Source organism: Paraburkholderia sp. RAU2J (genome assembly GCF_003634845.1).
Taxonomy (GTDB): Bacteria; Pseudomonadota; Gammaproteobacteria; order Burkholderiales; family Burkholderiaceae; genus Paraburkholderia; species Paraburkholderia fynbosensis.
Genome location: NZ_RBXG01000004.1, coordinates 206,961 through 230,118 on the forward strand (window position 1 = coordinate 206,961; position 23,158 = coordinate 230,118).

Sequence of the window (23,158 nt, forward strand, 5' to 3'; positions counted from 1 at the left end):
TTGCGGCTAAAGGACCGCTTCGGCGGAACGGTCACGATACTCTCCATGGGACCGCCGCAGGCCGAGGACGCGCTGCACAAATGCATCAGCTACGGCGCGGACGACGCCGTACTGTACTCGTCACCGATCGCGCTTTCGCTGGCGCAGACACGCTCGCGACATCGTATGCACTCGCCTCTGCAATCCGGCAGATTGCAAATGCACAGGCAGTGGACATCATCTTCACCGGCAAGCAGACCATCGATGGCGACACTGCCCAGGTCGGCCCCGGCATCGCGAGCCGATTGGGCGTCCAGTTGCTCACGTATGTATCCCGGATCGTCGAGACTGACCTCGACGCGCGCACGATCGTAGTCGAGCGCCGCGCCGAAGGCGGTGTGCAAGTATTGAAAACCGCACTGCCCTGCCTCGTGACGATGCTCGAGAATAAGAACGAGCTGCGCTTCGCGACACTGCCCGCGATGATCCACGCGGCAGGTTTCCCGGTGCGCAAATGGAATCGCGAGCGGGCCGGCATTGAGGACGTGAGCAAGATCGGGCTGAAAGGTTCACCTACCGTGGTCAGCAAAGTGTTCGCGCCGACGCCGCGCGACGAAAAGGCCGAGATGCTCGAATTGGACGCGTCCAGCCTGCGCGACGTGTCGCTGAAACTCGTGCACAAGATACTCGCTCGCCATCCGACATTGGAGGCGGACCTGTTGATGAAGAGGGCCTCATGAACTCGCCCGCTGCCTCGGAAAAGAAGCCGGCCGCGCCGGTCAAACGGGCCGCCGGCCGTAACCTCGATCTGCCTGAACATCTGAAAGCCTACCAGGGCGTCTGGGTCTTTCTCGAGCACGACCGCGGCCACGTACTTAGCGTGTCGTGGGAGCTGCTCGGTGAGGCGCGCAAGCTCGCCGACAAACTCGGCAGTCGTGTCGCTATGGCCGTGCTCGGCGGTACCGACGAGCCGCCTGAGCGGTTTGCCAGTGAGGCGTTCAGTTTCCGCTCGGACAAAGCGTATGTGAATCACGACCCTGTGTCGCTCGGCCATCGCGACGAACCGTTCACGAAGGGGCTGACCGACCTGGTCAACAAGTACCGCCCCGAGATTCTGCTGCTCGGTGCAACCTCGATGGGCCGGGATCTCGCCGGATCTGTCGCAACGACGCTCTTGAGCGGCCTCCCCGCCGACTGCACTGAGTTGACCATTGACCCGGCCTCGCGCGCACTGTCGGCCACACGGCCGACTTTCGGCGGCTCGCTGCTCTATACGATCATGACGCTCGCATACCGCCCGCAGATGGCGACAGTGCGTCCACGGGGCATGGCGATGCCGCAGGCCAAGGCCGCGGCGGAGAGATCGTGCAGGAGGCGCTTGGGATCATCGAGGCCGATATTGTGACCAAATTGCTCGTCTTCATCGCCGATGCGAAAAGCAACCAGATCAGCCTCTCCTACGCGGACGTGATCGTTAGCGGCGGCAAAGGACTGAAGAATCCGGAGAACTTCAAGCTCGTATTCGATCTGGCGCGGGTACTCGGTGGCGAAGCTGGCGCAGCCCGCCCGTGCGTGCAGGCGGGGTGGGTCGAGCCCGACCGCCAGGTCGGGCAGACTGGAAAAACCGTGCGACCAAAACTCTACATCGCAGCCGGCATCTCCGGCGCGATCCAGCATCGCGTCGGCATGGAAAGCTCGGACGTAATCGTCGCAATCAACACCGACCAGACCGCACCGATTTTCGACTACGTGCGCTACGGCATTGTCGGGGACGCACTGCAACTGCTGCCGGCGTTGACGCACACCAGTAAGGAACACCTGGCGCTGCGGCAAATACCGCACATAAGGAGAGTTAGATGAGAGAGCGCTCGCAATTCGATGCGATCGTCGTGGGCGCCGGACCGTCCGGCAACGCTGCAGCCTACGTTATGGCCAGGAGCGGACTGAAAGTGCTTCAGATCGAGCGCGGCGAATATCCCGGCAGCGAGAACGTTCAAGGCGCAATCCTCTACGCCGACGCGCTGGAACAGATCATTCCGGACTTTCGTGACCACGCGCCACTCGAGCGCCATATCATCGAGCAGCGCATGTGGATGCTCGACGATACTTCGTTCGTGGGCACACACGTACGCAGCGACGACTACAACAAGCCGCCGTATAACCGCTATACGATCATCCGCGCGCAGTTCGACAAGTGGTTCTCTAAGCGTATAGCAATGGCTGGATGATCATCGGTAACTCGGGCGGCTTCGTCAACGCTGCGCATCGCGAAGATTCCAACCTCGCCATGACCACAGGACGCCTCACCGCCGAGACGGCGATAGCCGCAAATGCAGCCGGCTGCCGCGGCTACCGCCCTAACGTGCTGTCGGCATACAAGGCCGCGCTCGACAAGAGCTTCGTGATGAAGGATTTGCACAAGTACCGCGACATGCCAGAAATTCCGCACCGCAATCTACAGTTCTTTACAACATACCCTGATCTCGTCGCTCAAGCGGCCCGCACCGTGATTACGGCAGATGGCGTCGACAAGAAGACCAAACAGCACGATGTCATGGTCAGTTTCCGCAAAAATCGCTCGCTGACCGGCTGGTCGGCGACGCATACAAATTCTGGAGAGCCTTCCGATGAAAACGGTCATTGTCAATATCGAGGAAAAGCTGTTTCAGAACCGCTATCGCGTGGACGTCGGGCGGCCGCACGTCCACATCAAAAACGTTGAAGTCTGCACCAACGACTTTGCCGAAAAAAGCTGCACGTTCGTGTGCCCGGCCTCCTGTTATCGGAAGGAGAGCAACGGCTCGGTCACGCTGATTACCGGTGGCTGCCTGGAATGCGGTAGTTGCCGCATTCTGTGCACGGACCATCACAACCTCGAATAGGCGTCTCCGCGCGGCGGGCATCGCATCCAGTTCAAGTTCGGGTAGACAAACACATCCATCGTCACATCGGCTTCTGAGCGCCGCAAAAGCGGCCGGACGCCTCACCATATCGGAGCAAACTGATGAATCTCATTACTGGTATCGAATCGACCGATCTCTTCGGCGGCAACGTTCCCTCCCCCGTGCTACAGCTGATCGAGAGAACCCGCGGCGGCAGCAATGACGATGTGGCCGCCGCGTTGTGGACTGCGGTCCTGTCGTACCCGCGCTGCCTGCCACCCTACTATCTGCTGTATAAGTTTCATGCGAACCGGGGTGAACTTGGCGAGGCGCAGGAGGTCGCGACCAAGGCTTTGGCGGTCGCCGCCCGGCAAGCGTCGCTCGACAGCGACTGGTGTGCGGTACAGCCGGGCGACACCGACTTCACCATTCCTGGTCCGGGCCGCTTCTGGCTCTTCACACTGAAGGCGCTCGCGTTCATCAGCGTGCGGCGCGGTGAGCGCGTCGTTGCACTGAAGCTGATCGCCAAGCTGCGCAGGCTGGACCCGATCGATTGCATAGGCTTGGACGTCGTGGAAGCCTTGCTCGCACAGTCCGGGTCCCGATAATCGCCGCCGGAAGATCAACTGACAGATTGACAATATGTCCCGGCATGGCGATGGCAGAACTCCATTGCAGTTCATGGCGATCGTTTCAGTAGTCAAAGCCGACGCTCACCGCACACTTCGCGCGGGCGCGCACGCTGGGCTACCTAGACAGCCAGACCTTCATTCTGGCCCGAAGCAATCCGTGAAATCGGCACAATCGCCGCAGTTTGAAGCCTTGCAGATAATCAACGCCTCGCGCTCGCACACATGCTTGCAGAGGAATTTTTTCCACTTCATGCCGTGGACGTTTTTTTCAGCGAGCCGTGGAGACCGGTAGCCCAGCGGTGCCGATAATTCGGCGTACATCCGATAAAGAGACTGCGTCGCAAGCAGGGGTTGCGTTGCAACCAGAAACGCAAATTCAAGGCAACGACCAGATTGACACACGGCTTGCCGGTCGCGCCGAACCTGCTCGATCAGGCGTTTGCCGTCACCGCGCCGAATGAGGCCTGGTGTGGCGATACACGTTATATCGCCACAAAACCCTCGAAACCCCACAAATCCATGCCGCAAAAACCTTGCTGAAAAAATCCCATTTCCTAACTTGGGTGGATTGATCTTCGCGTGGTCTCACGTGGAGCAACCATGCGTGACGCCTCCTGCAATATTATCTCCCGCATCCAGTTGCTTGCCGGATCACTGTTGTGAAGGGCAGACCATTGGACGGCCTCGGTGAATGCGGGAAGTGGCAGCGGAAGTTCGACGATCCGCAGAGGCATCGTTTTTTCGAAATGCTTGACCAGCCTTAAGGGCATCGTCCCTATACGGTCAGTGTTTAATAGCATGGGCGGGATCATGCTAAAGCTCGGCACGATGACCTTGTCCCGTCTCTTGAGACCGTGCTCAAGCAAAAACCACTCCTCGATGGAGGGCTGCCGCGTACGCCCGAACTTGACCACAACGTGCCCCATCGACATGTATCTCTCGAATGTAAGCTGCCCTGATAGGTGCTTGTTCGTGCGGCAGCCTACGCACACGAGCGTCTCCTCGAACAGCTTCGCTTTAGGGTGCGCGCTCGACATGAGCAATTCCGGCAAGATAAGAAAATCGGCTTCGCCGCGCCGGAGAACCTCATCGGGATCATCGGCAAGTGGCAGCATTTCGAAGCCGACGGCGGGGGCTTCCCGTGCAATACGCTCCACGATCTTTCGAAAAAATACGACTGCCATGAAATCGGAAAGGATGATCCTGAAGCGGCGATCCGATTCGGCTGGGTTGAAGACGTCCCGGGAAATAACGGAGAGCTGGATGTGCACCAGAGCCTCGCGGATTGGAGCAGCGAGCCCTTCTGCACGCGGCGTTGGGACAAGTTCCCGGCCCCTCATCGCAAATAGTTCATCGCAGAAATAGGCGCGTAGCCGGGCGACGGCCGCGCTCATGGCCGGCTGGCTCAGGTTGATGCTGCGTGCCGCCGCGGTGAGATTACGCTCGGTCATCAGCGCATCGAGCGCGACGAGGAGATTCAGATCGAGGCCCTTGAAACGCATGATCCCAAGTTATCCATAATGTAGATGTGTTCCATCAAAACAATCGATTTTACGAATTGTACGGCATGGAGGATAGTGTTCCTGGTAGATCCATTTCATTTTCGCAACTTGCTGGCGCCTTCGTGGTGCCGGGGGTAGCGGATGAAGTGTGTCGTAAAACTGAGCGAAGCCGAGGAAATGACGTTGCAGCAGTTGTCGATCAATCACATGCATCGGGAGCCTCCTCGCGAACCCGCCGCATGTTTGGCAGAGATTGGGGATTTCCTCGGGGTTCCAGCGCTTCAGCTTTCTGGTCGCGCCATCCTTCAGCGCCAAGAAACGCAACCCCTGGACCAAACGGTACAGAATTTTCATGAATTGCGGCGAGATTCTTTGGGGCTGGTGACGTCTGACCGGTGTTCCCAGCGGCGAGCGATATCCTACCTTACTTAGGTGGTAGGGGTTCGAGTCTTGCCAATAGGGCCTTCCTACCACGATGAAGGAGAGAGACATGCTGTGCTTAGGAGTGAGCGGCGGGCTAGACAAAGTTCATGAAAATTCACTCGAACTGCCGAACACATTTCTGCACGACGGCGCTGCGGTGCTTGTCCGGGACGGACGCGTAATAGCGGCCGTCGAAGAGGAGCGCCTCAACCGGATCAAGCACTCTAACAAGTTCCCGAGCAGTTCAATTCAATACTGCCTCGCATCCGCAGGGATTCAGCTCAGCGATATCGACCATATCGCGTTTTACGCTACCGAGGCCTATTGCAACGTCATGCTCGAACGCCTGTTCCTGTCCCAGCCGAACATCTCCATTCCGGTGGATGCCAAGCTGTTTCTGCGTAACTTACTAATGCGGGAATTCGGTACCGAGGTCGATCCTTCGCGAGTCTCATTCGTGAGTCACCATCTGGCGCATGCCGTGAGCGCGTTTGCGATGTCTGGATTCCAGCAAAGTCTGATCCTCGCGGTCGATGGCGGCGGTGATTTCCTCTCGGGGCTCTTGGCGCTCGGATCTGGAACCGAAATTACGCAACTCGCGACTTTCGCAGAGCATAATTCTCTAGGGCTGTTTTATCTCGAAACAATCCGGTATCTCGGTTACGGCTTGTTCGACGAATACAAGGTCATGGGGCTTGCACCTTATGGGGATCCCGCTCCCTATCGCGGGCTCTTCGAGCAATTCTATCAACTGACCGCCAACGGTGAGTACCGCGTCTACCTGGACCGCATCGGTCCGACGTTGCTCCGCAGCATCGAGGTCCGGCGAAAGGGAATGCCATTCACACAGCAGCATCGAGATGTGGGTGCGTCATTGCAGGAAGCGCTGGAGCGGATCGTGTTTCACATTCTCCGCCATCATCGCGATGTCACCGGTATGAAGCGGCTGTGTATAGCCGGAGGAGTAGCTCATAACTGCACCATGAACGGTAAGCTGCTGTATTCGGGACTTTTTGAAGACATTTTCGTGCAGCCCGCAGCGCATGACGCCGGTTGCGCATTAGGCGCTGCCCTTATGATGTCAAACGACTTCGGTCGGCCCGCGCCGCGTGAGCGATTGCAGGAGGTTTATTGGGGGCCCGATCTGGGGAGCGATCTGGTCGTGGAACAAGAATTGGATGCGTGGGCCGGACACCTCGACGTTGAACGCAGTGATGACGTGGCAGGCAGAGCAGCGGACTGGATGGCCAATGGCGCCGTGATCGGCTGGGTGCAGGGTCGTTCGGAGTTCGGGCCACGCGCGCTTGGCAACCGCAGCATTCTTGCCGATCCCAGGCCGGTGGCAAACAAGGACCGGATCAACGCCATGGTCAAAAAGCGTGAGGGTTACCGACCGTTCGCGCCATCAGTGCTCGAGGACGATGCGCGCGAATTTTTTGACCTCCCAGAGGGCACCCGCGAATTCCCTTTTATGAATTTTGTAGTTCGCGTGCGCGACTCCAAGCGTGCCTTGCTCGGCGCCATCACGCACATTGACGGTACAGCGCGGCTGCAAACAGTATCGCGCAAGACCAATCCCGCCTACTGGGAGGTTATTAATGCGTTCAAGAAGCGGACAGGAATCCCAATTCTGCTCAATACTTCCTTTAATAACAACGCTGAGCCGATCGTAGATTCGGTTGCAGACGCAATTGCCACATTTCTGACGACAGAGCTGGATGGACTTGTGGTCGGGCCGTTCCTCGTCAAAAAGCGGCTCGCAACGCAGGAACATTGGACTGCGCTCGCGGTTTCACTGCCGCCCTATGCATCGCTCTATCGAGTCCGCGCTCACACGGCGCGGGATCGTCAGGAGACGGTGTGCGAAATTCGCACCGGCGGCTCCAACTGTGACAGTGTGCGTATTTCACATGAGTTGTTCGATCTGCTGATGCTGATCGAAGGCGAAGCCGTGCTCGGACATCTTCTCGATACGATTACGCCTGAGCAGACTCGACGTGAAGCCCTCGTCAAGGAGCTGCGCGGATTGTGGGAACAGCGTCGGGTTCGGCTACATCCCTCACGGGCGTTGTCACGGTAACGACGCCCTTCCAATGAGTGGCTGAAGATCTGAAACTAGGTAACAGCGCTCGCGAGCTATTTTTCTAGAACGTTAAACAATAGCGTTTGGCCGCCGTGCAGTTCTTGTACCAACACTCCGGTTTCCAACGGAGCACCAGTCCCGGCCCAAGGTCCGGACACTTGCAGCGGCGCACCATAAAAGGTAGGCGGAATTGACACATCAAACGAACTTCGAATTGCTGCGTCGGGAATTGGACGCAGACGATCCATGGCGGCTCGACAGCAATCCCTTTGAGCACGAGCGCCACAGGCAAATGCTTCGGATGGCACTTTCGCAGGGATCCGTCAAAAATGCGCTCGAAGTCGGATGCGCAGGCGGAGCCTTCACGGAAAAATTGGCACCGCACTGCCAACGGCTCACCGTGATCGATATCGTGCCACGCGCAATTGCTAGGACACGCGAACGGATGATGGACCCACCGAACATCAATTGGATCGTCTCCGATGTCCAGCATTTTTCGACTGAGCAACAGTTCGATCTGGTCGTGGTGGCGGAGGTTCTCTATTACCTCGACGGCAGCGCCGAGGTGCGCGCGGCTGTCCGCAATTTAGCACGGATGCTTGCGCCCGGTGGACAGCTGGTTTTCGGATCGGCACGTGACGCCAATTGCCGGCGATGGGGCCACATTGCCGGAGCCGAGACGGTCATAGCCATCCTGGAAGAAGAGCTGGTTGAAATCGATCGTTTCAGGTGCGTCGGTCAGTCGTTGAATGAAGACTGCCTGCTCGCCTGTTTTCGGAACGCCGCTTCGCCTTCGTGTGGACCAACTTACCAGCGTTAGGCCGGGAGACATTATTATGCGCATCTGTGGGATCAAATTGACGCACGACGGAGCGATCGCCCTTGTCGAGGATGGAAAACTGGTTTTTTGCGTGGAGCAGGAAAAGCGAGACAACAATCCGCGGTATCAAGCGATCGACGACCTCGACGCGATCGCGATCGCATTGGCCGAGCATGGTTTCCGTGCGCACGATATCGACCAGTTTGTCATCGACGGCTGGGACGGAGTAGTCGAGTCGCAGTTTCGCGTCCTCAGTGGGTCGATTCCCGTCAGCCTGAAAGGGGCTCCTTATGCCGAACGCCGAGCCGATGATCTTCTCGCTTCGCTCGACGGCTCCGGACTGCTTGTCGGCGGCCAGTCCTTTCCTTATAAAAGCTATCCTCACGTGTCAGGCCATGTGGCCTCCGCGTACTGCACCAGTCCCTTTGCCCAAAGCGGGCAACCTGCATTCTGTTTGGTGTGGGATGGTGGCATCGTCCCACGCCTCTATCATGTAGAACGCCACCACGCCCGCCATGTTGACTGCCTGTTCCCCGTGATAGGTCACATCTACGCTGCGGCGGGTCATCACTTTGGTCCTTATAAGAAGCCGGGCGGCGCCCGGTGGGATCTGGGTGTGGCCGGCAAGCTGATGGCTTACATCGCGCTGGGCTCCGTTGACGAAGATATCGTTGAGGTATTTCGCGGGCTTTATCAGGCACGCTTTGCTGGCGACACGGAGTGTGCGCAAGCTTATCGCGAGAACATCCACAGCGCGGACGCGTCACTAGCGGCTGTAGGAGAGTTCTTCGAAGCAAGCGCGCTGCGACTGGAAGCCAAGCCGCCCGAAGACGTACTCGCCTCGTTCCATGTATTCCTCGAGCGTCTTCTCGTTCATGAAATGGGTATCGCGCTGCAGCGCCACTCGATTGCGGGGCCGAAAAATTTGTGCATCGCCGGCGGATGCGGACTCAATATCAAATGGAACAGCGCCCTGCGCGCGAGCGGTTTGTTCGACGCAATCTGGGTGCCGCCGTTTCCCAACGATAGCGGGTCTGCGATTGGCGCCGCTTGTTGCGCGCTGGCAGCCGAGAAGGGCTTCGTGCCGCTGGAGTGGTCGGTATATAGCGGACCGGCCTTAAAAGGTTGCCAAGTACCGCCCGGATGGACGGCGTCTACTTGCTCCATTGCAGAACTCGCCAGCATACTCGCCAGTAGCGAGCCCGTCGTTTTCCTTGCCGGCCGAGCCGAGCTCGGACCACGAGCATTGGGGGGCAGAAGCATTCTGGCCGCCGCGACTTTGCCCACAATGAAGGATCATCTCAACGACATCAAGTTTCGAGAGCACTTCCGTCCCGTGGCGCCAATTTGCCTTGAGGATCGTGCGCCGACCATTTTTAGCCCGGGGAGCCCTGATCCCTATATGTTGTTCGATCATCAGACGCGCGCGGAATGGCGAGAAAAAATCCCTGCCGTCGTGCATCTCGACGGATCTGCCCGATTGCAGACCATTTCAAGAACTTCCGAGCATCCGGTGGCGCAACTTCTGGTCGAATACGAAAAACTGACGGGTATTCCGTTGCTCTGCAACACGAGCGCCAACTATCACGGACGAGGTTTCTTCCCGGACGCTGCTTCAGCCTGTGCGTGGGGACGCGTCGAACGCGTGTGGTGCGATGGTTTGTTACTGACCAGGACTGGTCTGTCGCCGTCAGTCGACGAAACACTTTTCGCTACGTCGCCGTTCGAAGATTGCTGACGTTGCAGCTCAGTGGTCAGTACGACGCAGTCAATTGTCCCGGCAGCTCGCTCTATCGCTACGGTCCGAAGGCGGTCAGCAGGCCGCCCCTGGCTCGATTTTCGCAAGCACTTATCCCTGGCGGAGGTTGCTCATCGACCCGCGGAACCTCGATGCCATCCTCGGAAACTTGGCATCTTCTTCAAAATGCTGTGGGTAATGGGGCTCACGGGGCGTGCGGGTTGAAGCTGGACAAATCCAGCTTGCCGGCGATGAGAAAGAGGACGGTGCGCATCGTCGTGAAGCGCGTGTCACCGCGAGCCTTGCGCTTGGCAGCTTGAAACAAGCCGTTGATGGCCTCGATGAAACCATTGGTCTGGCGGGTCTGGGTCTTGTAGGGTCGAGAACTGGCGCGCGCGCCTTAGGGCAATGCTGATCAAGTCCACCGAGTTGGTACTTCATGCGTTATAGAGATCGTGTTTAAAGAGGCAGGCAGAACAGGATGAAGCAGCAGACGCTGGCGATGGCAGCCGATCAAGTGCGGGTTTCGAGACGCACCGCAAACGCACGCGGCGCGACGAGTTTCTCGACACGATGAATGCGATCGTGCCATGGGCGCAGCTGTGCGCGGTGATCGAGCCGCATTATCCGAAGCGCGGCAATGGCCGCCCGCCGATTGGTCTGGAGCGCATGTTGCGGATCCACTTCGTACAACACTGGTTCAATCTGACCGACTTCGCTTGCGAAGAAGCGCTCTACGACAGCGCCAGCCTGCGTCGCTTTGTGGGGATTGATCTGGGCTGCGAAGCCGTGCCGGACGCGACGACGCTGCTCAAATTCCGGCGCCTGCTGGAGACGCACAAACTGGGCGAGCAGTTGTTCGCCGAGGTCGGCCGGATGCTGCAGGCCAGCGGCCTGAAGCTCAAGAGCGGCACCATTGTGGACGCCACGATCATCGGCGCGCCGAGCTCGACAAAGAATGAACAGAAGGCGCGCGACCCCGAGATGCACCAGACCCGCAAGGGCAGGCAATGGTACTTCGGTGCAAAGCTGCACATCGGTGTGGACAGCCAGAGCGGCCTGGCGCACAGCGCGGTGCTCACGCCGGCCAATGTGCACGACAAGCATCCACTACCGCGATTACTGCACGGCCAGGAGCGGCGCGTCTACGGCGACAGCGCCTATGCGAGCCAGAAGGAACTGATCCACAGTAAGGCGCCCAGGGCGCGCGACTTTACCAATCAGCGCACGCGCCGTGCGGGAGGCGAAGTTGACGAGGTGCAGCGCGGCAAGAATCGCAACAAGTCGAAGATTCGCGCCCGGGTGGAGCATGTCTTCGCCGTCGTGAAGCGACTGTGGGGATTTACCAAGGTGCGCCATCGCCCAGGCGCGGCAGCGCACCGGCGCCGCTCCTCTGGCGTGGCTGTTTCACGAATCGGCCAGGAACTGGGTCGCGCAGGATCAGGCGAAGTATCTCTTCAAGGGCTTCGCGCTGTTCGCGATGGATGGCACCACGCTGCAAACCGCCGACAGTGCCGCCAACCGCAAGCACTTTGGCGCCTCAGCCGCCACTCATGACCGGGTGGGCAGCTATCCCCAATTGCGCGCAGTCACGCTCACCACCATTGCGACGCGTCTGGTGCGCGATGCCAGCTTCGGTCCTGACTACATCAATGAGATGATCTGGGTGGAGGGCGACAATGATTGCGTCCGGTGTAGCGACATTCATCTTGGCCGGTAGTGAGGAGTCGGAGGCGGCGTAGCCGCCGCAGACGACGAGCTGCCGGCGGCGCCGGGTCGGCGAGGTCTAGGATGGCTGACTGAATCTAAAAAGAGGCGGTCAGCCCATGTCTGGAACCCGCATCACCGACCAACAGGTCCGCCTCTACATGAACCAGCGCAAACTTCATCCACAGAAGGTCGCCGCAGCGAAGTCGGGCATGAGCGAGCGCACGGCGCGCCGCGTCGAACGTGAAGCCGGGCTTCCGTCGCAGCAGCCCCGGCGCTACTGGCGCTCGCGTCCTGATCCATTTGCCGACGTATGGGAAGCCGAAGTCGTCCCATTGCTGCACAGTGCCCCAAAGCTGAAGGCGATCACGCTGCTGCGCAAATTGCAGGAAGACCATCCCGAGCGCTTTCCCGACAGCATGCGTCGCACGTTTGAGCGGCATGTCAGCCAGTGGCGCGCGCTCGAAGGGCCGAACCGGGAAGTGTTCTTCCCTCAAACGTATCAGCCAGGCGCGCGAGGCCTGTCGGACTTCACCCACATGGACAAGCTGTGCGTGACGATTGGCGGCGTTCCGTTTAACCACCTGCTGTATCACTTTGTGCTGGCGTTCTCGCGCTGGGAATACGCCAGTGTGGTCGATGGCGGAGAGAGCTTCCAGGCGCTCGCGACGGGATTGCAGAACGCGCTGTGGCAGGCCGGCGGGTGCCCGCGCGAACACCGCTCCGACAGTCTGTCGGCGGCCTTCAGGAACCTGCAGGAAGAGGAAGACTTCACAGCTCGCTATGCGGCGCTACTCGAGCACTACGGGATGCAAGGCACGCGCAACAATCGTGGCATGGGTCATGAGAATGGCAGTGTCGAATCCTCGCATCGCTATCTGAAGGATCAGATCGATCAGGCCCTGGAGCTGCGAGGTCACCGCGACTTCGCGGACCGGGGCGCGTACGACGAGTTCGTGCGCGGGGTGGTGATGCGCCGCAACCGGCGTAATGCTGCAGCGTTCCAGATCGAGCGCGAACACCTGCTGGATCTACCTGAGCACCGTACCACCGACTTCGACGAAGAAGAGGCGCGCGTGACACGCTGCGGCACGTTCACCGTGCGTTGCGTCCTGTACAGCGCTCCGTCGCGGCTGATCGGTCATCGCCTGAAGGTACGCCTCTACAGTGACCGGCTCGATTGCTATCTGTCCGGCGCGCTCGTGCACAGCACGGCGAGAGCCACACACACGAGCAAACGGCGCGGTCGCGGCATCGACTACCGGCACTTCATCGATTCGCTCAAACGCAAGCCGCAGGCCTTCCGGGGCCTCGCGTTCCGTGACGATCTGTTTCCGCGTGAAGCCTACCGTCGGACCTGGGAGCGACTGGAGCAGGCGCTGACGCCGCGCAGCGCATGCAAGACCATGGTCGGCCTGCTTGAGCTGGCAGGAAACCACGGCGTCGAGGCGCAACTCGCCGAGAGGCTCGATGCATTGCTCGAACTCGGTGAACTACCCGATCTGAGGGCGCTGTTCGATGAGTTGGCGCCGCGCCAGGCCGAGTGTCCGATGGTTGTCGTCGAGATGCCGTCTGCCGCGCTTTATGACACGTTGCTCGATGAGGAGCTGCTCGCATGAACGCCGCCTACGATGCTGGCCGTATCGCGCTGATGCTCAACGAATTGCGGCTGCCCACGATCAGCCGGTTGTGGCCGGACTTCGCTGAACGCTCGGACAAGGAAAGCTGGCAGGCGTCGCGCTTACTCGGCGCATTGCTCGAACATGAACTCGCCGAGCGGGCCAAACGGAGAATCGAGCGTCATCGAACCGAGTCACATCTGGATCCGACCAAGACGCTCGCCACCTTCGACTTCGGCGTTGTGCCGATGGTCTCGAAGGCGCATGTGATGGCGCTGGCCACCGGCGATTCGTGGCTTGAGAAAGGCGCCACGATCCTCCTGTTTGGTCCACCCGGCGGCGGAAAAAGTCACTTGGGGTCCGCCATCGGCCATGCGTTAATCGACGCCGGCTATCGCGTCTTGTTCACGCGCACCGGCGAAATCGTGCAGAAGCTCCAGGTCGCGCGCCAGAGTCTGCAACTGCCTTCGGCGCTCGCGAAGCTTGACCGCTTCGACCTGATCATCCTCGATGATCTGTCGTATGTGAGGAAAGACCAGGCCGAAACCAGCGTGCTGTTCGAGCTGATCGCCGAGAGGTATGAGCGGAAAAGTCTTCTGATAACAGCCAACCAGCCGTTCTCAGGCTGGAATGACGTCTTCCCGGACCCCGGCATGACAGTGGCGGCCATTGACCGGCTTGTGCATCACTCGACGATCTTCGAACTGAATGTTGAAAGCTATCGACGCCGCAAAGCCAGCGACAAACAGAAGGAGCGGCGCCGTCAATTACCCGCTGACAATCCGAACGGAGCGACAACCATGTCCAATTGACAGCGACAAACATCTCGACCGACCGGCCAAGATGTTTGTCGGTAAACCGGACTTCCTGCTTGACGCTGTCCAGATCTGGGCGCGTGAGCTTATCCCGCGCGTGCCAGATAACTCCATTACCGTGTTCGACAAGGGGTTCCTGTCGGCCCAGTTGCTATGCAACCTGGTCTCGGGTGGCGAGAACCGGCATTTCATCATCCCGGCCAGGTCCAATACGCGTTGGGAGGTGGTGAGGGGGCACGAAGGGGACCAGATCGTGCGCATGCGCGTTTCGCCGCAGGCACGAACGAAATGCCCGCAACTACCCCAATTCTGGGAAGCTCGCGCGGTGCTTGCCGTCGATGTCCGCGGCAGGCAACGGATCTTGCTGACGTCCCTGACCGATCGACGGCGGTTCAAGGCGGCCGACATCGTGGCGTGCTACGGGCGTCGCTGGCAGATCGAGACCAGCTACCATGAATTGAAGCAGTCGATGCTGGGCATGGAGCTGACGCTTCGCAGTCAGACTGTGCAAGGGGTCTACCAGGAGCTTTGGGGCGCCCTGGTCGCCTACAACCTGATCCGTCTGGAAATAGCCAAAGCCGCGCTTGATGCTGGGCACGCGCCTGAGGATCTGAGCTTTATTCGGGCCTTCCATATCATCCAGTATGAAATGACATGGGCGGCCGTGACGCGCTCGTACGGCAAACTTCCCATGCTGCTGACTCGCTTGCGCGAGCGGCTCAAGCAGCTTCCCAACGAAAAACGGCCCGGGCGCACTTGCGCCCGGGCCGTCAAATCCAGACCTTTCCGTTACACCGTTCGATTCCTGAAGAGAGACCTTAACTGAACGGCATTACGGCTTAAGCCCGGTCTCATGACCTAGCGAAGTTCAAATCGCTGACACGTCGCCGATTTAGTGGCTTGTTCAGCTTAGCCCTAAGCCGAAACAAAGTAACCGGACATGGGTCAAGCCGCGTAGCGGCCTGACGGATGTTGAAACATGGATCGGACCAAGGCTGGAATCTTCTGCAACGAGCGCAGGACCGCTCGAACTCGCTGCTTGAGATGCCCGGGACCTTTGATGGCGAGCTTGCCGATCTTGTGATGTTTGAGATAACCCCATACCAACTCGTCCAGGTTCAGGTCTGGCGAGTAAGCAGGAAGGAAGAACAGACAAAGGCGCCCATTCGATTCCGCGGCAAGCTGCCGGATCGCTTTGCAACGATGTACCGGATGACCATCGGCAATCAGGAAGACAGGCGCATCGGCGGTGAGCATCAGCCGTTTGACGAAGTCGACGTACACGGAGATCTTGAAGCTGCCTTCGAAACACATGAATCGAAGTTGGCCACGCGGGCTGATCGCTGAGATCAGGTTCACCTTGAAGCGCGCGCCAGTGACTTCAACTACCGGTGTTTGACCGACCGGTGCCCAGGTCGTGCCGCTGTGATAGTCCGATCGCACCGTCGATTCGTCGACGAAGAAGATCTGTGCCCCGCAGCGTTTGGCCTGCCCGACAATGGCCGGGTATTCGTCGCGCATCCATGACTCGACCAGTTCAGGGTCGCGTTGGTAAGCACGCGCAAGCGGCCGCTGGGGTGAAAGCCCGAGCTTGCGCAGCAGTCGACCGACAGACACCTCGGAGAGCCTGACGTTGAAATGTTCGCGAATCAACTCCCGCACCATGTCTCGCGTCCACAATGCAAACTCGAACTTCATCTGCATGGGGTTCTTCGTTGTGACCGTCTGATAGACGAAGCGGATAGCCTCGGACGACAGCTTCATCGGTCGACCAGGGATTGCCTTGGCTCGTAACGCCTCGATGCCCCCTTCGCGCCAGGCCGCCAACCACTCGTAAATACGCGCCCTCGAGAATCCCAGCGTGCGGATCACGTCCTCCGGCGACTCGCCCGCTTCGACGCGCTTGACCGCCCGAATACGGATCTCTTCAAGCGTTGCATGTGAAAGCTGCCGGCCGTCGTCCTCGCGCATCTCGCCTCTCTCCCTAAGCCCCTTAAAGCTTAGACCATGGCGTCGATTTATGTTCGCTTATTTATGCACTGGTTAGTAACCAAGAAGAGTTGACCTAGATTAAAGGTACACAGGGAGACCGCGGATAGTATGAAGGAATACGACGGGCGGATATCGACGTCCGTCACGCCAGTTCACCCACATTACCGATGCGAACGCTGCAGTGCCTACGCCAAACGGGGACCGATCTGCAGATATCGGATGACAGAAAGCTACATGAATGCTACTTCAAAGCCCGTGGAAAGGATCTCAGTACACACGAGCGAGCGGCCGTCAAAAGTTGAGATCAGTCATTGAGTCCGCGGGGAGCCCAATAGCGGAATGGGGCGGGAAGAGGCGCCCTTCTCTTGCCTCGATGGTGCCGCCCGCCCACCAACAAACCGCACTATCAATATCATGAACATGCCAAATTACGACCTACCGAAAGACATAGCAAACTATCTGGTTGATCCGCAGTCCTATACAAACCTCAATCGTCTCCATGAAACCTATACTTGGGCGCGCGCAAACAACCCTGTCGGGCGCGCAATGGCGGACGGACATGATCCGTTCTGGGTGGTCACGAAACACGCCGACGTCTCCATGATCTCACGAGACAATGTCTTGTTCCGCAACGGCGACTATTCCGTCGTCTGCAGGCCAAGAGCGTCTATCGAGCATGTCATTTCCACCACCGGTAGTCCAAACATCGTCCGATCGCTCGTGCACGTCGACGGCGACGAGCACAAGAGTCTACGTGCGCTGACACAGTCGTGGTTCATGCCGAACAGCATTCTCGAGCTTGACGACCGCATTCGATCGCTGGCAAATATGACGATCGCGAAGCTGTTGCATCACAGCGGGCAAGTGATCGATTTCGCGAATGACTTTGCATTGCATTTCCCACTGAACGTGATCATGGATATTCTCGGCGTTCCGCAGGAAGATTCCCTGCGCATGTTGACGCTGACTCAGGAGATGTTCGGAAGCGAGGATGCCGAATACAAGCGCGAAGTGCAGCGCCAAGGCGATGCGAGCGGTGCGATGGGCAAGGCTCTGCTGTCCATTGTGGCCGACTTCAAGGATTATTTCGACCGCCTGACCGAAGACCGCCGGAAGAACCCACGTAACGATATCGCAAGCTTGCTGGCCAACGCGGTGATCAATGGACAGCCTATCGATGAAGCGACCCGTCTTGGCTATTACGTGATCATCGCCGCAGCAGGACATGATACCGTTTCGTCGTCCATATCGGTCGCGATGTGGGCGTTGAGCCGCTTCCCTGAGCTACTGCCGCGACTACAGGCGGATCGTTCGCTGATTCCGCAGTTTATCGACGAAACCCTTCGCTACGCATCGCCGGTGCGTCATTTCATGCGTACAGCGACTGCCGACACCAACGTCCGGGGTCGGACAATCCGCAAGGGCGATTGGCTGATGCTCTGCTATGGCTCGGCAAATCGTGACGAGCAAGTCTTCCCTGAGCCGTTCGCATTTAATATCGACCGCAAACCGAACCGGCATCTCGCTTTCGGCGTCGGCGCCCACGTGTGCCTGGGTCAGCATCTCGCGAACATGGAAATGCGCATCTTGTTTGAGGAACTGGTCCCGAGGTTGCGGCTTATTGAGCCGGCGGGCGAAATCGAATTCGTTGCGTCCAGCTTCGTGAGCGGCCCGAAGCATCTTCCAGTTCGTTGCGTGGTGCATCCGCATTGAGCCACCGGAGCCTGTAGTTGGAGTGAACCCTTGAGCTCGGCCTTCACTGCGGAACTTACCAGCCGCCTATGTACGGGTCCCGGCATGATGCCGCATATGAGCTCGGGCTTGACGATGAACCGAGTGTCCTCTTTCCGCACCTCTGCATGCAGCGTGGGTTGTGGCGGCCGAACAACATGGTGATTTCGGCGAGCAGTACGTCAGCCAGTCGGAGGCAGCGCAGTGTAAGCGGCATTGAGCGCGCGGCTATAGCAATGACAGCGGCATCGCGCGCATCAATCTTGGCATTGCCATCGAGCAAGGTCGGCAATGCGGCGCAAAGCCAGGCTGGTAAGGATGCGACTAGGACATCAAGGTCAGGAGCGACTGCCACGGACAATGTTTCGATGGTGAGGGTGATCTACGACGAACAAAAGTTCACCGAACGTCTTCAGTTCAGAGATGCGTGCACAGCTTGGCCTCATCGGCTGGCCAGCGCCTTGCTGTACCAACGCTTTCGGGTTCGGCCGAGGGCTACGGGGTGATGGTGACCTTTGCCTACGTCAACGCTCATGAATGGGTCGACTAAGCGATGTTGTTGGCTTTTCATGCATCGAGGGCTTCGCACGTTGCACGGCTCGGTCTGCAACATCGGCGGCAAGTCTCCGCATTCACGTACTGGATGGCCTAACGATGTTCCGGCTGAACTCCTATTAGCGATCACCTGCCCCACCAAGCCCGGTGCCCCCGGCTCACGACTGCAACTTGAAGAATCATGCCGGGCCTAGATTCCCAATTCTCAATTATCGAGGCGTGAAGATAGTAACGGAGTGCGCATGGCATCGATTTTTTCTGTTACTCCATGCAACTCCATCTTCTGTCGGATTTGTTCAATGAACATGAAATTGGCTCATCAGAAGCAAAAAGAGATTTGGCTTCCAAATGATAAAATCGGTATGCGCAGTGGTGATGGGAGTATTTTTTGGATTAGCGTGCGATTCAAGCCGAGCGCAGAGTGGCGTTACGCTATATGGGGCATTAGATGTTCTCATTGATATCTCAAATCAGGGCAGAGGAACCTTAATTAAAATGTCGAATGGCGGCACGTTCGGATCGCGACTTGGCCTTATGGGTAGCCAAGTCTTCGGCAACGGTTACAAAGCTATTTTCAGACTTGAGAGTGGTTTCGCGCCTAATGCCGGCACCATACAGCAGGGCGGTGCACTTTTCGGCCGGCAAGCGTATATTGGCTTCGAAGGTCCTGAAGGGACTTTAACTTTTGGTCGTCAATACTCGCCAGAGTTTCTTGCTATGAGTGATGACGACGTTTTTTTGGGAGGCTTAGGAGGGAGCATCTGGGGCGTTGATCGTACTTTGCCTAATGGTACCGTCCAAGCTACGCTTCTTACAGAGGTCATTACGTGCCGCGTTAATAATTCCGTTCTCTACTCATCCCCGAAAATTTATGGATTCTCGGTTGCGTTGATGTACGGTCTCGGCGGTGTTGCGAAATCTACAAGTGGCGGAACAACTTTTAGCGGAGCAATCAATTACACCAATGGCCCCGCAAGGTTTCATGCCGGATATGTCTATCAGAGAGACGCATTGGATCAGGGATATTACAAAGCATGGGGTGTCGGCGGTAACTATGGGATTGGGCCGGTAAGAGTGTATCTCGGATACACTAAAGATGACTATTCGATCATAACTGGCGCAGCATCGTTGAATAATTCGTTGCGGTATGCAATTGCCAATCTTGGGGCGAGCTACCAAATCACCCGCTCGACCGTATTAATGGCACAAGTTATCAAATTGATTGACTCCTCGAATGGAATTACTCAGTCAAAAAACTCGTACATTGTAGGACTAGGTGTTTTTTATTCTCTTTTTAAAAACACCAATATATATATCGGGTATGCACAAACAAAAAATAAAAATGGGTCCGCTTACACGTTGGGGCAAGCCCTATATTACGGGGAACCGGCACACCCCAACTCCACGGCACGCGTGTTTAGATTCGGAATGCGAACGACCTTCTAGATTGAAGTTGAAAATCCGCGGCTAATTAGTCGAGCCTGAACAATCCGGCGAGCCTTATATGGCATGGCTTTGGGGCCGAAATGGTGTTGTGGGAATTGCGGGAACTTGGCATATTGACGCGTAAATCCTGCATTTTTCGACGAGGTGCAGATGGTCCAAAGACGCCTCTGCCGGAACAAGATTTCTCCGGCAGCCGCTGCCAGAGCAGATCAGCCTGAAGCACCCGTTGGTGCGACTGGCCGACCTGATCAACTTTGAGGTCTGTCGGAATTCGTGGACGGCAACGGGTTAAGCAGCGGTTTTAATCAAATGGAATCGCTGCGTGAAAGCGGCCGGCGACAGATAGTCCAAGCGCGCCTGTGTGCGCTCCCGGTTGTAAAAGATTTCGATGTATTCCGTGATCTCGTTGCGGGCCTGGTCGCGGGTCGCGAACTTGCGATGATAGACGAGTTCATTTTTCAGTGAGCCCCAGAATGATTCAATTGGTGCGTTATCGAAACAATTTCCGCGTCTGCTCATTGAGGCCTGCATGCCGGACTGTTTGAGGAGCTTCTGATAGGCATGGGCGCAGTACTGGCTGCCGCGGTCCGAATACTGTATTAGACTGGCCGGTGATCAGTGCGACGCGACGGCACGAAACAGCGCCCGCGTTACCAGCTGTTTTGTCATGCGCTCGCTCATCGCATAGCCGACTACTTCTCCGCTAAACAGGTCCTTGGGGCCGGGCAGATACAGCCATCCCTCATCGGTCGCGACGTAAGTGATGTCACTACGCCAAGCCTGATTCGAAACGCTCGCACGGAAGTCCTCGTCCAGTATATCCGGAGCGACTGGCAGGTCGTGCGTTGAATTGGTCGTCGCCTTGAACTTCCGTTTTTTCTTGCAGCGCAGGCCGAGCTTCGTGCGCAAACGCATGATGCGGTGAACACCAATCTGGACGCCGTGGTGCGCCAAATCGTTCTGTAGCCGTTCCGGGCCAAAGGTTTCTCGCGTCCGCTCGTGAGCTGCACGCACCTGTGCTTCGAATCGACGCTCTTGCTGAGCGTGTAACGACAGCGGCCGTTTGCGCCAGGCACGCTAGCCACTGATGGACACGCCCATGAACCGGCACATTGAACGCACTGGATATTGCTGTCGCATCTGTTCAGTTACGCCGTACTTCACCGCGACTCGGTCGCGAAGTACGTTGCGAACTTTTTTAACAGTCGACCTCTGTCAGTGGTCTCTGATGCTGCGCAACATTCTCCAGCTTGCCGTCCTTTGCAGCACCAACCCAGTTTGCTAACGTCTTCATCGAAATTGACAATTGACACGCGGCTTCGGACACGCCGAGGCCATCGGCTATTACCAGCTTTACTGCTTCTTCACGAATTTCCTTCGTGTACACAGCCTTGGGATTCGGTTCATCAATGCCTCCATTCCTCAATTTTACGGAATGTTGGCATCCACTTTTTTCAACCTGCCTGACCATCGCACGACGCGATTGATGACGATCGCCGGAAGCGATGACCACGATAGACCGATTCGATGTTCTGAGTCCCGGATGTTATCCGAACCACTGAGCAACGTGACAATTCTCTTTGGACTGCGGGTGATCCGGCGTCTGAATCCGACAACGCCACGTGGACAATTGACGCACCGCAAGGTTTGCGTATGTTCAGGGTGTTCAGCGTCTCAATTCCTCTTATGATTCACCCAGGCGGCCCGAGGTAATGTCAAACCAAGCATAGCGCTGGTCAGAATGCCATTGGGAAGAAGAGCGATCGTCATCTACGGCTTTCGTTTTCCTGCAGCGGGCATCGGCTACGCAGTACGCCGGCGGCACCACCGCCTCAATCTTAGTCTACGGGAATTGCGCTGCACTATATCGGTTCGCCAATTCCCCTCTAACGGCGGAACAAGTTCCTATGGACATGCTAGACGTCATCGGTATTGGTATTGGACCGTTCAATCTAAGCCTCGCGGCGCTCATTCAGCCCACCGGTTTGCGAGCGCTTTTCTTTGAGAAGCGCGTAAAATTCTCCTGGCATCCGGGGCTCATGCTGCCCCAAAGTCAACTCCAGGTGTCGCCGCTCAAGGATTGTGTGACCCTGGTGAATCCCACAAGCCCATATTCCTTTCTCAACTATCTCGCAGTACATCGACGCCTGTACAGCTTCGTGAATAAAGGTGGAAACAGCACGTCGCGACGTGAGTTCACCCACTATTACCAATGGGTCGCGCAATGCCTAGACACGCTTCGATTCGGCGAGGAGGTGATCGATATCAGGCCTTGCAATAAGGGCTATTGCGTGACCACTACCGCGCGCACATATCATGCGCGCGCAGTAGTGGTCGGGGTCGGCGTCGAACCCAAGGTGCCGGCATGTGCGCGGCAGGTGGTTGGCGAGACGGTCTATCACGTAGACGACTACCTTAACCGGAAACCGTTCAGCGAAGACGAACATGTGCTGGTGGTGGGCGGCGGGCAGAGCGGCGCGGAAGTCGTCGAGCACATGCTGACCGAGTCAGGTCCCGACAAGATCACTTGGGCGACGTCGCGCGCCAATCTGTTTGCGATGGACGACAACGCATTTGTCAATGAAGCATACATGCCCAGTTATAGCCAACGCTTTCACACGCTGCCGATCCAGCGGCGCTGGGCCATTGTCGAAAGCGAAAAGCTCACCAGCGACGGCATCTCCGCCAGCCTGTGCAACCGGCTCTATGAAGCGTTGTACGAACGCAGCGTCCATGGCACGCTAGCCGACTGCTTTCGTCTGTTGCCTTCGGTGACAATGGACGAGATCACACGCCACAGCGGTCGCTGGCATATCGGGTTGACCTCGCTCGTCACGTCGCAGCGCAACGGGATAAGCGCGGACAGAATCATCCTAGCAACCGGTTTTCAGCCGCGCCATTTGCCATTCGTTCAGAAGTTGCTTGACGGCGCAAGCCGTGAAGACGGTCTGCCAACGCTCGATCCCGATTACGCCGTGCGCTTCGATGCGTCAATGCCGGGTCCCGTGTATCTGCAAAACCAAAGCCGCGTGCAGCATGGCCTGCAAAGCGTCAATCTTTCGCTGGTCGCGTACAGGAACAGCCGCATCATCAACAGTCTGCTAGGTCGTGCGTTCTATCCGGATGTTCCGGACCGGCAACTGCTCGACAGCCTTGAGGATCAGGAGACTGAAGCAGGATCGATACTGTGCGACGCGCCTCAGGCCTCGCATCAACCGGCAGTGGCGTAAGCGC

At 57.8% G+C, this 23,158-nt stretch carries 13 protein-coding genes and 9 pseudogenes; 16 read left to right on the top strand and 6 right to left on the bottom strand.

Annotated elements, in window-relative coordinates:
* Nucleotides 1-80 precede the first annotated feature (80 nt).
* From B0G69_RS38695 to B0G69_RS38715, 5 genes and pseudogenes are all read left to right on the top strand, one after another.
* Entirely contained in the window at nucleotides 81-719 is a 639-nt protein-coding gene (locus tag B0G69_RS38695; RefSeq protein WP_347232546.1) for a nitrogen fixation protein FixA, read from the top strand.
* Nucleotides 716-1,839 (top strand): annotated as a pseudogene (locus B0G69_RS38700) (electron transfer flavoprotein subunit alpha/FixB family protein). The gene B0G69_RS38695 and the pseudogene B0G69_RS38700 overlap by 4 nt, the downstream one beginning before the upstream one ends.
* Nucleotides 1,836-2,610: pseudogene (locus B0G69_RS38705) on the top strand (NAD(P)-binding protein). The pseudogenes B0G69_RS38700 and B0G69_RS38705 overlap by 4 nt, the downstream one beginning before the upstream one ends.
* The gene (locus B0G69_RS38710) at nucleotides 2,607-2,861 is read left to right on the top strand and encodes a ferredoxin family protein (RefSeq protein ID WP_121325306.1); all 255 of its coding nucleotides are present in this window, start codon (nucleotides 2,607-2,609) and stop codon (nucleotides 2,859-2,861) included. The pseudogene B0G69_RS38705 and the gene B0G69_RS38710 overlap by 4 nt, the downstream one beginning before the upstream one ends.
* Nucleotides 2,862-2,983: 122 nt before the next feature.
* Nucleotides 2,984-3,469 (top strand): hypothetical protein, encoded by a 486-nt coding sequence (locus B0G69_RS38715; protein WP_121325307.1) that lies wholly within the window; start codon nucleotides 2,984-2,986, stop codon nucleotides 3,467-3,469.
* A gap of 159 nt (nucleotides 3,470-3,628) precedes the next feature.
* On the opposite strand, the pseudogene B0G69_RS38720 reads toward B0G69_RS38715, so the two are convergent.
* Nucleotides 3,629-3,805: pseudogene (locus B0G69_RS38720) on the bottom strand (nitrogen fixation protein NifQ); the annotation flags it as partial.
* A 12-nt stretch (nucleotides 3,806-3,817) separates the two neighbouring features.
* Between B0G69_RS38720 and B0G69_RS38725 the strand changes: the two are divergent.
* Nucleotides 3,818-3,988 (top strand): annotated as a pseudogene (locus tag B0G69_RS38725) (IS3 family transposase); the annotation flags it as partial.
* Nucleotides 3,989-4,047: 59 nt separating this feature from the next.
* Here the strand turns inward: B0G69_RS38725 and B0G69_RS38730 are convergent.
* The gene (locus tag B0G69_RS38730; RefSeq protein ID WP_121325308.1) at nucleotides 4,048-4,995 is read right to left on the bottom strand and encodes a LysR family transcriptional regulator; all 948 of its coding nucleotides are present in this window, start codon (nucleotides 4,993-4,995) and stop codon (nucleotides 4,048-4,050) included.
* A 490-nt stretch (nucleotides 4,996-5,485) separates the two neighbouring features.
* On the opposite strand from B0G69_RS38730, the gene B0G69_RS38745 reads away from it, so the two are divergent.
* The 3 genes from B0G69_RS38745 to nodU all read left to right on the top strand — a co-directional run bounded on the left by B0G69_RS38745 (nucleotide 5,486) and on the right by nodU (nucleotide 10,059).
* On the top strand, nucleotides 5,486-7,498 hold the full coding sequence (locus tag B0G69_RS38745) for a carbamoyltransferase (RefSeq protein WP_121325309.1): 2,013 nt from the start codon (nucleotides 5,486-5,488) through the stop codon (nucleotides 7,496-7,498).
* Between the two features lie 193 nt (nucleotides 7,499-7,691).
* The gene (nodS, locus tag B0G69_RS38750) at nucleotides 7,692-8,321 is read left to right on the top strand and encodes a nodulation methyltransferase NodS (RefSeq protein WP_121325310.1); all 630 of its coding nucleotides are present in this window, start codon (nucleotides 7,692-7,694) and stop codon (nucleotides 8,319-8,321) included.
* Between the two features lie 16 nt (nucleotides 8,322-8,337).
* A complete protein-coding gene (nodU, locus tag B0G69_RS38755; protein WP_121325311.1) occupies nucleotides 8,338-10,059 on the top strand; it encodes a nodulation protein NodU in 1,722 nt (573 codons plus the stop codon).
* A 205-nt stretch (nucleotides 10,060-10,264) separates the two neighbouring features.
* On the opposite strand, the pseudogene B0G69_RS38760 reads toward nodU, so the two are convergent.
* Nucleotides 10,265-10,429: pseudogene (locus B0G69_RS38760) on the bottom strand (transposase); the annotation flags it as partial.
* Nucleotides 10,430-10,540: 111 nt separating this feature from the next.
* Between B0G69_RS38760 and B0G69_RS38765 the strand changes: the two are divergent.
* The 4 genes and pseudogenes from B0G69_RS38765 to B0G69_RS38785 all read left to right on the top strand — a co-directional run.
* A pseudogene (locus B0G69_RS38765) lies at nucleotides 10,541-11,421 on the top strand (IS5 family transposase); the annotation flags it as partial.
* A gap of 464 nt (nucleotides 11,422-11,885) precedes the next feature.
* Nucleotides 11,886-13,385, top strand: coding sequence for an IS21 family transposase (gene istA / locus B0G69_RS38775; protein ID WP_121315179.1), 1,500 nt, complete (start codon nucleotides 11,886-11,888; stop codon nucleotides 13,383-13,385).
* A complete protein-coding gene (gene istB / locus B0G69_RS38780) occupies nucleotides 13,382-14,197 on the top strand; it encodes an IS21-like element helper ATPase IstB (protein ID WP_121315180.1) in 816 nt (271 codons plus the stop codon). Before istA ends, istB begins: the two co-directional genes overlap by 4 nt.
* Before the next feature lie 73 nt (nucleotides 14,198-14,270).
* Nucleotides 14,271-15,026 (top strand): annotated as a pseudogene (locus tag B0G69_RS38785) (IS4 family transposase); the annotation flags it as partial.
* Between the two features lie 119 nt (nucleotides 15,027-15,145).
* Here the strand turns inward: B0G69_RS38785 and B0G69_RS38790 are convergent.
* On the bottom strand, nucleotides 15,146-16,171 hold the full coding sequence (locus B0G69_RS38790; RefSeq protein WP_121325312.1) for an IS630 family transposase: 1,026 nt from the start codon (nucleotides 16,169-16,171) through the stop codon (nucleotides 15,146-15,148).
* A 435-nt stretch (nucleotides 16,172-16,606) separates the two neighbouring features.
* Here B0G69_RS38790 and B0G69_RS38795 point away from each other — a divergent pair, with 435 nt between their 5' ends.
* Nucleotides 16,607-17,905: a cytochrome P450 gene (locus B0G69_RS38795; protein WP_121325313.1), complete on the top strand. Its 1,299-nt coding sequence runs from the start codon at nucleotides 16,607-16,609 to the stop codon at nucleotides 17,903-17,905.
* Nucleotides 17,906-18,071: 166 nt separating this feature from the next.
* Here the strand turns inward: B0G69_RS38795 and B0G69_RS42620 are convergent.
* Nucleotides 18,072-18,555 (bottom strand): annotated as a pseudogene (locus B0G69_RS42620) (transposase); the annotation flags it as partial.
* 298 nt (nucleotides 18,556-18,853) lie between these two features.
* Here B0G69_RS42620 and B0G69_RS38805 point away from each other — a divergent pair.
* Nucleotides 18,854-19,924, top strand: coding sequence for a porin (locus tag B0G69_RS38805; RefSeq protein WP_241991734.1), 1,071 nt, complete (start codon nucleotides 18,854-18,856; stop codon nucleotides 19,922-19,924).
* A gap of 288 nt (nucleotides 19,925-20,212) precedes the next feature.
* Here the strand turns inward: B0G69_RS38805 and B0G69_RS38810 are convergent.
* Nucleotides 20,213-21,335 (bottom strand): annotated as a pseudogene (locus tag B0G69_RS38810) (IS3 family transposase).
* A 496-nt stretch (nucleotides 21,336-21,831) separates the two neighbouring features.
* On the opposite strand from B0G69_RS38810, the gene B0G69_RS38815 reads away from it, so the two are divergent.
* Nucleotides 21,832-23,154, top strand: coding sequence for a SidA/IucD/PvdA family monooxygenase (locus B0G69_RS38815; RefSeq protein WP_121325316.1), 1,323 nt, complete (start codon nucleotides 21,832-21,834; stop codon nucleotides 23,152-23,154).
* Nucleotides 23,155-23,158 lie beyond the last annotated feature (4 nt).

What these genes read in the sequence shown, in the direction of transcription:
- B0G69_RS38715 (WP_121325307.1), top strand. Translation starts at nt 2,984, where the DNA reads ATGAATCTCATTACTGGTATCGAATCGACCGATCTCTTCGGCGGCAAC.
- istA (WP_121315179.1), top strand. Translation starts at nt 11,886, where the DNA reads ATGTCTGGAACCCGCATCACCGACCAACAGGTCCGCCTCTACATGAAC.
- B0G69_RS38745 (WP_121325309.1), top strand. Translation starts at nt 5,486, where the DNA reads ATGCTGTGCTTAGGAGTGAGCGGCGGGCTAGACAAAGTTCATGAAAAT.
- B0G69_RS38815 (WP_121325316.1), top strand. Translation starts at nt 21,832, where the DNA reads ATGGACATGCTAGACGTCATCGGTATTGGTATTGGACCGTTCAATCTA.
- B0G69_RS38790 (WP_121325312.1), bottom strand. Translation starts at nt 16,171, where the DNA reads ATGCGCGAGGACGACGGCCGGCAGCTTTCACATGCAACGCTTGAAGAG.
- nodU (WP_121325311.1), top strand. Translation starts at nt 8,338, where the DNA reads ATGCGCATCTGTGGGATCAAATTGACGCACGACGGAGCGATCGCCCTT.
- B0G69_RS38710 (WP_121325306.1), top strand. Translation starts at nt 2,607, where the DNA reads ATGAAAACGGTCATTGTCAATATCGAGGAAAAGCTGTTTCAGAACCGC.
- istB (WP_121315180.1), top strand. Translation starts at nt 13,382, where the DNA reads ATGAACGCCGCCTACGATGCTGGCCGTATCGCGCTGATGCTCAACGAA.
- B0G69_RS38695 (WP_347232546.1), top strand. Translation starts at nt 81, where the DNA reads ATGCATCAGCTACGGCGCGGACGACGCCGTACTGTACTCGTCACCGAT.
- B0G69_RS38795 (WP_121325313.1), top strand. Translation starts at nt 16,607, where the DNA reads ATGAACATGCCAAATTACGACCTACCGAAAGACATAGCAAACTATCTG.
- B0G69_RS38730 (WP_121325308.1), bottom strand. Translation starts at nt 4,995, where the DNA reads ATGCGTTTCAAGGGCCTCGATCTGAATCTCCTCGTCGCGCTCGATGCG.
- B0G69_RS38805 (WP_241991734.1), top strand. Translation starts at nt 18,854, where the DNA reads ATGGGAGTATTTTTTGGATTAGCGTGCGATTCAAGCCGAGCGCAGAGT.